The sequence below is a fragment of the Pseudoalteromonas arctica genome, from assembly GCF_012927645.1.
GTDB classification, from domain to species: Bacteria; Pseudomonadota; Gammaproteobacteria; order Enterobacterales; family Alteromonadaceae; genus Pseudoalteromonas; species Pseudoalteromonas arctica_A.
This window is the reverse complement of sequence record NZ_JABBMT010000061.1, coordinates 1-3,934: the sequence shown is the minus strand read 5'-3', so window position 1 is coordinate 3,934 and position 3,934 is coordinate 1. Positions and strand designations below refer to the sequence as shown.

The window sequence follows — 3,934 nt, the reverse complement described above, 5'->3', positions numbered from 1 at the left end:
TGTGGTACAACAGTAACCGATTGCATTCCTACTTAGGGTATCAAAGCCCAAATGATTTTGAATTTAAAATTAATGAGTTAGAAAAAGTAGCTTAACTAGGGTGACTGAATTTAGTTGACCAGGTCATTAGCTCGAATTTATGTTTATCAAGCTTAGATGTTTTTTTTCGGCTTCCTGCGATTAACTTACTTTCAAATTTTAGTTTTTGGACTTCGATTAGGGCATCGAATTTCATGGTATGACTCCAGTCGTATTAAGGTTGTAAGATTGACTGGCAATAAAGCTCAGCGGCACTTAAGCCTATTCGCCCCTGTTTTTCGCATATGCGAAAGGCTCGGACTGATCTCGCCTGATTATTAACCTCGTTTCTACGTATTGTCAGCAGCTGGAGTGCGCCGTTTTTGATTGGTTACTACCTTTAAAAAGATAGTTTTTATCTCGTTACTACGTGTTGAAGGCAGCAGAATAGCGCCTGTTTTTTTTCTGGCTCGTTAGAGCTTCAGTAGCAATAAGATTATCACTTTAGAAATATTTTTCAATCTGCAAATAAAACCTGCGTATAAGAGTATGAATGTGTTGTCCCCCGCTATGTGTAAGCCGATTTTCGGCTTCGACATAGCGGGGGACAGGGGCGAAGCCCCAATGTTTAAAGAGAGGCTATTGCTCATGATGCCTCTATTAAAATTGGTTTTAAATTATTAAACAATCACATAAATTGGCAAAGTTATTACACCAAGGTTACTTGCATTGGTTGTTAAGCACTTTTACACTAATCATTTTCAGGCGTAATTAAATGACTAAATACGAGACTGATTCTATTGAAGCGCAATATCAACTAGGGTCTGAAAAACTAGTTTTAGCGAACAAGTTAGCGATTGTTGATGCAGCAGAGATGGATGATGTTGAGGCTATTCTTTTAGTTAAACTATATGAAAAAATATTTACAACGCCAGAGCCAGAAGATGACGTTTTTTCTTTTCAAAATGTTGCTAATTGGCACAGACAATGGCTAGGTAATGTATACGAGTGGGCAGGTAAAATAAGAAGCGTTGATATGGGCAAAGGTGGATTTCAGTTTATGTCACCTTTGCAAATTGAAAGGCATATTAGCGTATTTGAAGATGAGTATTTATCTCGATTTAATAACTTACCAGAAATGACCGATGAAGAGCTTGTGTCATTTTTAGCTCAGAGCCATGTTGAGTTTATTCTAATTCACCCATTTCGTGAGGGTAACGGCAGGGTAAGCCGTCTGTTAATGGACTTTTTGTGTAGCAAAGCTGGAAAAGGAACGCTTGATTATAGCTTGTGGGATGAGCATAAAGATTTCTACATCAAGTCAATTCAAGCGGGTGTAAACAGAGATTATCAACACATTGAAAGGCTCGTGAGAGATATAATTAAATAGCGAGTGAAAGAGACTCATATTTAAGTTTATTTGCTTTTAACCTTTTTTCTATTGTTTTTACTGTTGCGCCAGTTTCAATGGCAGTTGAACTAGCAACAGATCTCAAAATCATACTTTTTGTGATTTTTTTCTTATCTTTACTCATTATTACCACCTCGAATAAATCGTCTACATTTAATTCTACACCTAGAGCCTTATGTTATCAATTAACGTTATAAGTTTTATGATTAAGAATTATAGCGGCTAAATTATCCTCTTCGCAGTAAAAAAATGCTGTTGGTACTTCTAAGACTTTAGCCAGTGCCCGCACTGTTTGAAAGTCGGGTGAGTGAACGCCTTTTTCATACTGATTCATTCTAGGCGAAGCCGCAAACTGATCCATTCCCGCCAGTATTCCTAGTTTTTTTTGCGAAAGTCCTTTTGCTAGTCTTACCTCTTTTAGCCGTTTTGGAAACGGTGACCCATCATTCGTTTTCATTATATTTAATTCTTAACTTGAAAACTAAGAGTTTCTTAGCTTTAATGTGTTCACGATACTAAGGAATACTTAGATGGAAGCGAGTGAAGCAAATGTTCTGGAAAGCAGTTAAGTTTATAGGGGCCGTTACGGTTGATATTTTGCTGGATGTTGATGATAAGTCTGAGCAGGATAAGTTCATTGATGAATACAATGATGGAACTGGAAATGTCGATCATTATGGCGATAGCTACACAGAGCAAGAAGCGCGTGACGCTCATAGCCGTGGTGAGTTCTACAAATAGTTTTGACAGTTGCTTTTTTAAGTGCAATTGTTAGATGGGTTTTTACACAAAATACAGGCTACGCAGTTGAAAAGCTGCGTAGTTTTTTTATGATTAATTTTTACCAGTATTAATTGATAATAATTAGATCGAATAAGGGGATATATGTTTACTGGGAAGTATGAGAATACGATTAATTCAATCAGCCAAGTTATCAAATTTTGCTTTCAATTATGTATCTTTTTTGGAGCAGTAATTACTATATTTTATTGTGGTTACATTGATTATTATCCAACAGGTCTAACACTAGGTGATACTCTCTTTTTTATCGTTGCTTCACTAGCATTTGCGTTTGTTTACACATTAATATTTCTAGTTCTTTTATCTACGGGGATAACTATTTCACCATTCTTAAGGTGGGTTCAGCCGTTAATTATTTGGATGATAACTATCGTTTTTAAGCTTAAAAAGAGAAATGTAATTATAAAAAAAATAGATTTTCCTTTAGTAAGTGGAAGTTACTCGATTTTTGCTTTAATTGGGGTGATTTTCCTCCTTCTAATAAGCTCTATGATAGCTAAAGACCCGTACAAGGCTTTCACTATGTTTTTTTCTAGCTTAGGAATGGGAATGCTTTTTGGTATGCTACATACAAAGCCAAGATTAAAGGTTTATAAAGAAGGTTGGGCTAAAAAAGTAAAACTCGGCATATTTTTATTAGCTTATTTAGTTCCCTTATTTATGATTGAAGCTAGAGGTAGCTTTTTAAATCAGTCAATGCAATTGATTGGAGTTAGATCAGAGCAGAATGTAATACAATTAACTAAACGGCATACCAATTTTTTGTCATCCAATGGGGTGAAATATTTGAGCAAGACAAATAGTGGAGAAGGTTTGTACGATAATGTAACTATTCTATTTCGAGGTATAGGTGCTAATACGGTCATTAAACTACAAGGCTTTACTACCATAGTTCCTTCGAATGATATTATTGTCGGAAAAGCGAAAGAAGCTTGATTTCAAACTCCAAGTAATTTAAATTTGTTAATAAGCATATGTAATATGCTTATTAACAACGCGAAGAAATTTCTCTATTTAATTAAGTTCAGAACATTCTACCTATCACTTTCACAGTGAAAAAAACAGGCGCTTACGGGCTGCCTTCAATACGTAACGAGGTACATACACGTATGTGTATGCAATTAAGCCATATCTATGTGGCGCATTTCTTCGCTTCTTTAACGTATTGGAGATTGTTATGCCTGGATATATTACCGCTCAACAAGCAGCTGCTTATTTAAGCTGTTCTACTCAACATATTTATAATATTCGTAATAAAAGTAAAGCCGCTTTAAAAGCGGGGGATCAGCAGTTGGCTAAAAAGCTTTCGCCTGAAAGTATTAAGTTAGGTAACAAACTACTATTTGAAAAGTCGACTTTAGATACTTGGCTTCGAAAGTATGGTGACCGCACATAGCTTGCTAATATGGCGGGCATAAAAAATTACATTTCTTGCCTGCCATGTTGATTACTTTTGACATAGGTATTTTTATTATGAATTCAGCATTACAGCCATTAGTGGTTGAGAATAAGTGTGCTCAGTTGCTTTTAACACACAGATTATTTCAAACCACACCACCTAGAACACTTAGTGCAGATACATAGGTTGGATCTTAAGAAAACTTGAAGTTGAACTCTGTTAATGATCAAATAGTTACGCCAATAAAAAATGACTAAAAACAGAGTTCACATGCAGATTAACCAAGTTTCAAATCAATTAAAAGC

General features: G+C 35.5%; 6 protein-coding genes. 4 read left to right on the top strand and 2 right to left on the bottom strand.

Annotation, left to right across the window (positions count from 1 at the left end; translation table 11 throughout):
• Positions 1–793: 793 nt before the first annotated feature.
• Entirely contained in the window at positions 794–1,408 is a 615-nt protein-coding gene (locus HHO47_RS18650; RefSeq protein WP_096793373.1) for a Fic/DOC family protein, read from the top strand.
• Here HHO47_RS18650 and HHO47_RS18645 read toward each other — a convergent pair.
• Both HHO47_RS18645 and HHO47_RS18640 read right to left on the bottom strand, forming a co-directional pair.
• Positions 1,401–1,553: a hypothetical protein gene (locus tag HHO47_RS18645; RefSeq protein ID WP_165722308.1), complete on the bottom strand. Its 153-nt coding sequence runs from the start codon at positions 1,551–1,553 to the stop codon at positions 1,401–1,403. The genes HHO47_RS18650 and HHO47_RS18645 overlap by 8 nt on opposite strands.
• A 57-nt stretch (positions 1,554–1,610) precedes the next feature.
• Complete coding sequence (locus HHO47_RS18640; RefSeq protein ID WP_169021648.1) at positions 1,611–1,886, bottom strand: helix-turn-helix domain-containing protein; 276 nt, start codon at positions 1,884–1,886, stop codon at positions 1,611–1,613.
• Between the two features lie 92 nt (positions 1,887–1,978).
• On the opposite strand from HHO47_RS18640, the gene HHO47_RS18635 reads away from it, so the two are divergent.
• The 3 genes from HHO47_RS18635 to HHO47_RS18625 all read left to right on the top strand — a co-directional run bounded on the left by HHO47_RS18635 (position 1,979) and on the right by HHO47_RS18625 (position 3,626).
• A complete protein-coding gene (locus HHO47_RS18635; RefSeq protein ID WP_169021649.1) occupies positions 1,979–2,170 on the top strand; it encodes a hypothetical protein in 192 nt (63 codons plus the stop codon).
• Positions 2,171–2,314: 144 nt separating this feature from the next.
• Positions 2,315–3,166, top strand: coding sequence for a hypothetical protein (locus HHO47_RS18630; RefSeq protein ID WP_169021647.1), 852 nt, complete (start codon positions 2,315–2,317; stop codon positions 3,164–3,166).
• Positions 3,167–3,407: 241 nt separating this feature from the next.
• A complete protein-coding gene (locus tag HHO47_RS18625) occupies positions 3,408–3,626 on the top strand; it encodes a helix-turn-helix domain-containing protein (RefSeq protein ID WP_008137059.1) in 219 nt (72 codons plus the stop codon).
• The last annotated feature ends 308 nt before the right edge of the window (positions 3,627–3,934 follow it).